The following is a 6,423-nucleotide window of genomic DNA, read 5'->3' as shown; positions in this document are numbered from 1 at the left end:
GTAAAGAAAATAAGAAACAGGCTGCTTATGACGAAGGTATTCGTAACTGTATTGAAGGTAAATTTGGGCAGGGTAAACGAAGATTTAGTTTGGGTAGAGTCATGGCTAAACTTCCTCATACCTCTCTAACTGCTATTGCTATTACTTTTTTAGTTATGAATCTTTCTACCTTACTATCAAGGGTTTTTTGGGGATTTTTATGGCAATTTTTCCAAATAATCTCTTTTTTCTTTAATTCAATTAGAAAAAGTGATGTTTTGCCTAATTTTAAACAACAAAAACTTATCTTTGCTTTTGCCTAACTACCTAGTTAATTTTTTTTTGCCTTTTTCTACTTTTTCAGCAAGCCCTACTTATAGCATCATAAAAATCAGCATAAATTTTGAGATTTATGGATTATTTTCATTTATGTCATGCTCGACTGCGGCTTTTTGACAAGGTTTGAGGTGAAATAAGGGGGTAAACAAAGATACAAGGAAGCAAAATTGCATAACCTCCCTGGGGCTGAAAAATATAGATAGTTAGCGGTTAATCTGATCTCATTTCGTTTGGAGGATTGTTTATTGTGCATTTTGTTGGAGAGTCAAAGGTCTAATTTATCAGCGTGCATTGGTCTTTATCCGTAGTAAATCATGGTTGTTTCTAATTTTCATTTGAAGGTGCAACAGTTTGATCAGCTTTGTTATTTTGAATTGTCTTGGGGGCAAGGGCAACAGATTGGGGTGAAGCTGGCTTATCCTGATGCGCTGAATTTTAAGTACCAGGAATGGCAACGAATTTATTTAGGTTTTTATAATACGGAACTGCGAGGAAGAGTAGCAGAAATTGGTAGTTTTACTGCACCTCCAGTTGATTGGCACGCTCGTTTGGTGGAGGCGGAAGCACAATTTTTATATGAGTTTCATCACTGGTTACGTAGTGCGGAGTTATATGAAATTAGATCCACTATAGCTAAAGAAATTAATAATGATATTTTTCTGATTTGTGATTCTCTAGATTTAGATCGTTTACCTTGGGAAGTCTGGGAAATTGGTACGGAATTTGCTCTCGATTCTACTAAGTTTCGGGTTGTTCGCACACCTTTAAATCGGCGAAGTCTCATTGCTAATATCAAGCCAAATCATGCTCCCAGGAAAGCCAAGATTTTAGCTATTTTAGGAGATGAATCTAATTTAAATTTTAACGCAGAAAAGCAAGCTATTCGTTCTTTGCGTTCTGTGGCTGATGTAACTTTTGTTGGTTTGCGATCGCATGAAAGTATTACTGAGTTAAAAACTAAAATTGTCCAAGCTATATCTGCTGATTCTGGTTGGGATATTTTGTTTTTTGCTGGTCATAGTAATGAAACTAATTTGACTGGTGGTGAGTTGGGTATCGCTCCAAATACAGCTTTATTATTAAGTGAAATAAAACCTGCTTTAACTATAGCAAAAGAGCGAGGTTTGCAGGTGGCAATTTTTAACTCTTGCAAGGGGTTAAGTATTGCTAATACACTCATAGATTGGGGTATTAGTGAAGTGGCAGTAATGCGAGAACCCATTCATAATCGGGTAGCTGAGGAATTTTTTCTGCGATTTGTCCAAACTTTAGCTCAATATAAAGATGTCCATGAGTCATTATTAACGGCAACAAAATATATTAAATTAGAAAAAAACTTTACTTATCCTAGTGCGTATTTAATTCCTTCTTTATTCCGACATCCAGGAGCAAAGTCATTTTGTATCCAACGACCTGGAATAGAATTAAAGCCTACTCGCCTAGAAGCGATCACACTATTATTAATATTAACTATTAGTTTATCTCTACCCCTACAAAAAGGGATATTACAACGCCGCATATTGGTACAGGCTATATATCGTCAACTAACAAATCAAGTCGAAAGTGTTACCTATGCGCCCATCCTCTTAGTGCAAATTGATGAAACATCTATTAGAAAAGCCAACATCTCTAATCCCAAACCGATGAATCGTCAATATTTGGCGAAGTTAGTTGATAAGTTAGTGGCTAATAACGCTAGAGTAATTGGTATTGATTATCTATTAGATCGACCCCAAGAGCAAGCAGATCCTATCCTCGCGGCATCGATCCAAAATGCTATTTCTGCACCCCCAGCCGACATGGTTTGTTTTGGCTGCAACTCACAATCTCAAGGGTGAATGGCTACAAGCATTACCTGAAATTACCAGTTTAAACTGGAGTCTACAAGGTGATATCAAAGTTTTGCCTTGGTATATGCGCTTGTTTTCTGTTGATGATTGGCAAACTCAACCTTGGCATTTTTCTAATTTATTAACCCTGAGTTATGAATTACAAAAAATTCCCAATTCACCCCAGCCGCAATTAGATAGTCAAACGGATTTTTTACAACAAATAAATGCTTTTCTTAAAGATGGTAATAAAAGTCATCAAACAATTTTGTCATCCCAGCGATCGCATTTACAACCAATTACAGTTTTTAGTTATTGGCTAAATCAAATGTGGATGCACCCAATTATTGATTTTTCTATTCCCCCTCAGCAAGTATATCGTTCTCTTCCTGCTTGGGAATTACTAGAAAATCCCGCCATGATTCCAAATTTACAGCAGCAAATTGTGATGATTGCACCGGGGGGATATAACGAAGCTGGAATTAGCAAAGATGGTGAAGATAATTTTCATAGAGATTTACCACTTGCAGTTAAATACTGGCGTAATCGAGAAAGTTCTCAGAATAAAAATCGGGTAATTACAGGAGGTGAAACTCATGCTTTCATGGCGCATCATTTACTGACTCGTAGATTAGTTGTGCCAATTCCTGATTTCTGGATAACTGCTATGGCGATATTAGTAGGTAAAAGCCTATCAATTTTGCCAATAAAAAGGCAGAAATCTATATGGAAATGGTTATTTATACCAACTATCATAACAGGAGTTTATGGACTGGTTAGTTTACAAGTTTATATTTCCCTAGCCATACTATTACCTGGGATTTTACCCTCGACAATGGTTTGGCTTTACTTTATCCTTCCCTATTTTGAAAGAAACAAAAATGCGTAATCTTCTAATATCTACTTTAGTTTTATCAGCAGTAGCTTCTACAAGTTTGGCTGTCTTACCTAAGGAATTTGTGCTTGCCGAAAATACAAAAGATTCATCTTTATTAGTAAGTATTTATCGGAATTTATTTAAGAAAAAAGAACCGCCTATAAAACCTCGAAATGGTGGTTCTCGTCCTACTGAACCAGTATGTATGATTTCTCCAGATGTACCAAGTGTATATAGGAAAGTTTGGAGCGATCGCCCTTTATTTCTTTGGCAAGGTTACGTTTCTACAATAGCAGTGCGGCATCAGGGTAGTAATATCAATTCATGGATTCACCCAGCATCTCATACTCAAAATATTACCTATACAGGCGAACCATTACAACCAGGACAAGTTTATCAATGGGTAGTTAATGGTGGGCAATTTATCCCCTTTCAAGTTATGGAAAAACAAGAACGCGATCGCATTAGTTCTGAATTACAAAATATAGAAAAACAACTCCAATCTACAGGTGCAAATACCGAAGCGATCGCTCTAGCTAAAGCCAATTACTTTGCTGAAAAGAACTTGTGGAGTGATGTCTTGCAACAAGTTTATTCTGTACCCGAACCTTCGGCAGAATTAACCACATTTCGTCAAGATATTGTCCATAATTTATGTAAACCAGTGATAGCTAATCAAGTATCAGGTAATTAGAAATCAGGGGGAATGAGAATTTAATTCTAGTTTTTGCATAACCCCAATAGGACTGAGAAATATAAATACATAGAAAGCGAAAATAATAGCTAGTCTATGATTCTCACTCCCCATTAGACATCTCTGGAAAAGTAGAGAAGTTCCATGGAACGTCTCTATAGGCGTTTAGGTCACGCATATTTAAATTCAGTTGATGTCTATTACCTATTATTAAAATTGGAGGTAAACAAAATGAGTCAGTCAATGGTAGTAACGGATTGTCATAAAATATTTATTGGTGGCACAATTGCCATGATCACAGATGAATATTCAAAAGCTAAAACCATAACATTAATGACGGCTGAAGACACTCTAAAACAGTTTTTAAATATACAACCTGACTTAATTATTACAGATATTTTATTACCTGCAAAGCATGGAGAATCCCCACAAATTTCTACAGGCATACAATTGTTAAAGACTTTAATGAAAAAGTATCCTCATTTAAATATTATGGTGCAGAGTGAACACATCAATAATTTAATTCAAATTAAGTCAGAAATTGATGAACATCAAGGAGGGTTTGTTTTAGCAAATAAAAGCCTTGGCTATGCAGAAATTCTCAACAGAGTTAAATGGTGTTTACAGGGATTAACTCACATTCAAGATATTCAAAAAAATTCAAGGAAAGAATCTGCGGATGATTACACAAATTAAAGCTAAAAAAATGGGATTGATTAACTAAGTAGGTAGGTGGGAAAACTTATAACTATGTCATTGCGAGTGGAACGAAGCAATCCCAATAGTTTTGGGTAATTTACAGTTCGTTACATAGTTGGGTTGATTAGCATCTACCTACTTAAGATTTTTGCATAACCCCAGCATAACCCAGAAGTATAGATAGATAGAAAGCGAAAATTCTACGAGAATAAAGCACTCATTCCCATTCAATGAACCTTTTATATTGTCGTAATTACCAATTCCGCTTTGCTGTAGTTTCAACCAGTAATTAAGGAGATATAAAAATGCAAAAATTTAATTTAGCAATAGTAATCATGGTATTCAGCACCATAGCGATTACACCCAAAGCCGAAGCAAGAAATTTATGGACAAATCAGCCCAGAATATTATCTACAGTTACCGCACAAGTTTCTGATTCAAGCAATAAAGATGATGTTTCAATATACTTAAAACGGGGTTTTAAAAGATTAGAAGAAGAGAAATATCAGGAAGCGATCGCAGATTTTAATCAAGTTATCAAACTAGAACCTAATAATAGTTTTGCTTATTTTGGCAGGGGATTAAGTAATTTTAGTTTACACAACTATCACACAGCCAAAGATGATTTTGATCAAGCTATAGAAATTAGTCCTAATTTTGCATACGGGTACTATTTTCGAGGTATTACCCTGATGAATTTACGAGATAAACCAGGCGCGATCGCTGATTTACAAAAAGCATCAACCCTATTTACCCAAGAAGGAGAATTGGAACTTGCCCAAAGAGCAGATAATGCTATTGAGGAAATACAGGCGATTTAGAGCTATTTGCCTAAAACCGGGTTGGTAAATTTTATCTATATCCGGTTGTAGCTGCTATATCTTCGCCATTTTTGCATATCCCTGAAACCATGAGAGATATATGTGATCAACGCCTCTCCTTTATATAAAAAATCTGGCGTTGCTGATTGAATGTATGAATTAGCCTCACGCAAAGGCGCAAAGGCGCAAAGAATTAAGAGTTAAAGATATCTAATTTTTAAATTTCATACTCTGATTCAGCAACGCCGAAAATCCTAACTGCAAATACCAGCCATGCGTTATCGGACAATCAGCACCACTGCATTTATTATTTTCATCCTGACTGCTTCTATGCCTGTATCTACAAAATTACCTAGTTTTTTACAAATTTCGCCGGTCTTGGCACAAACAGCAGATGCACGCAAAGCAGAAGCAGACCGACTATTACAGCAAGGTATTGAGCAATTTCAAACTAGTCAATTTACGGACGCATTGCAGTCTTGGGGACAAGCACTACAAATCTACCGCGAAATCAAAAACCGTTTTGGGGAGGGTAATGCACTGGGAAATCTCGGTGCTGCCTACCTTGCATTAGGAGAATACCCCACTGCTATTGACTATCATCAACAACGTTTAACGATTGCAAGGTTAATCAAACACCGTCTTGGTGAGGGTGCAGCACTAGGAAATCTTGGTGTTGCCTATAATAGTTTGGGAAAATATCACACAGCTATTGACTACCATCAACAGCGTTTAATAATCGCTAGAGAAATCAAAAACCATCTTAGTGAGATTCAATCACTGGCAAATCTCGGCGTTGCCTACCTTGCTTTGGGAGACTACCCCACAGCTATTGACTACCATCAACAAAGTTTAGCGATCGCCCAGTCAACAAAATACCGTCTTGGTGAGGGTAATGCGCTGGGAAATCTTGGTGTTGCCTACCTTGGGTTGGGAAAATACCACACAGCTATTGACTACCATCAACAGCGTTTAATAATCGCTAGAGAAATCAAAGACCGTCTTGGTGAGGGTAATGCACTGGGAAATCTCGGTATTGCCTACAATAGTTTAGGAGACTATCCTACAGCTATTGACTATCATCAACAACGTTTAGCGATCGCGAAAGAAATCAAAGACCGTCTTGGTGAGGGTAATGCATTGGAAAATCTCGGTGTTGGCTACCATCGTTTGGGAGACTATCCT

7 protein-coding genes are annotated in these 6,423 nt (G+C 36.8%); all 7 read left to right on the top strand.

The features are described 5' to 3' along the window. On the top strand, positions 1 to 302 hold a 302-nt coding region (locus FJR38_RS28795; RefSeq protein ID WP_254449543.1), incomplete at its 5' end, for a transposase. A 330-nt stretch (positions 303 to 632) separates the two neighbouring features. Next, positions 633 to 2,156 (top strand): CHASE2 domain-containing protein, encoded by a 1,524-nt coding sequence (locus FJR38_RS28790; protein WP_254449542.1) that lies wholly within the window; start codon positions 633 to 635, stop codon positions 2,154 to 2,156. Next, complete coding sequence (locus tag FJR38_RS28785; RefSeq protein ID WP_254449541.1) at positions 2,128 to 3,036, top strand: hypothetical protein; 909 nt, start codon at positions 2,128 to 2,130, stop codon at positions 3,034 to 3,036. Before FJR38_RS28790 ends, FJR38_RS28785 begins: the two co-directional genes overlap by 29 nt. Next, positions 3,029 to 3,718, top strand: coding sequence for a hypothetical protein (locus FJR38_RS23820; RefSeq protein ID WP_168539812.1), 690 nt, complete (start codon positions 3,029 to 3,031; stop codon positions 3,716 to 3,718). The genes FJR38_RS28785 and FJR38_RS23820 overlap by 8 nt, the downstream gene beginning before the upstream one ends. A gap of 231 nt (positions 3,719 to 3,949) precedes the next feature. Then, positions 3,950 to 4,414 (top strand): hypothetical protein, encoded by a 465-nt coding sequence (locus tag FJR38_RS23815; RefSeq protein ID WP_254445350.1) that lies wholly within the window; start codon positions 3,950 to 3,952, stop codon positions 4,412 to 4,414. A 308-nt stretch (positions 4,415 to 4,722) separates the two neighbouring features. Then, positions 4,723 to 5,238, top strand: a complete 516-nt coding sequence (locus FJR38_RS23810) for a tetratricopeptide repeat protein (protein ID WP_168539810.1) — start codon at positions 4,723 to 4,725, stop codon at positions 5,236 to 5,238. 273 nt (positions 5,239 to 5,511) lie between these two features. After that, positions 5,512 to 6,423 (top strand): tetratricopeptide repeat protein (locus FJR38_RS23805; protein ID WP_168539808.1); only part of this gene is annotated, 912 nt, incomplete at its 3' end.

Origin of the sequence: Anabaena sp. UHCC 0253, assembly GCF_009712085.1 — a bacterium.
Lineage (GTDB): Bacteria > Cyanobacteriota > Cyanobacteriia > Cyanobacteriales > Nostocaceae > Dolichospermum.
The sequence above is the reverse complement of the archived record's forward strand: the minus strand, read 5'-3'. Positions and strand labels throughout refer to the sequence as shown.

Bases quoted from the DNA above. Each gene is read 5' to 3' on its own strand.
- FJR38_RS23810 (WP_168539810.1), top strand. From the start codon at position 4,723: ATGCAAAAATTTAATTTAGCAATAGTAATCATGGTATTCAGCACCATA.
- FJR38_RS28790 (WP_254449542.1), top strand. From the start codon at position 633: ATGGTTGTTTCTAATTTTCATTTGAAGGTGCAACAGTTTGATCAGCTT.
- FJR38_RS23815 (WP_254445350.1), top strand. From the start codon at position 3,950: ATGAGTCAGTCAATGGTAGTAACGGATTGTCATAAAATATTTATTGGT.
- FJR38_RS23820 (WP_168539812.1), top strand. From the start codon at position 3,029: ATGCGTAATCTTCTAATATCTACTTTAGTTTTATCAGCAGTAGCTTCT.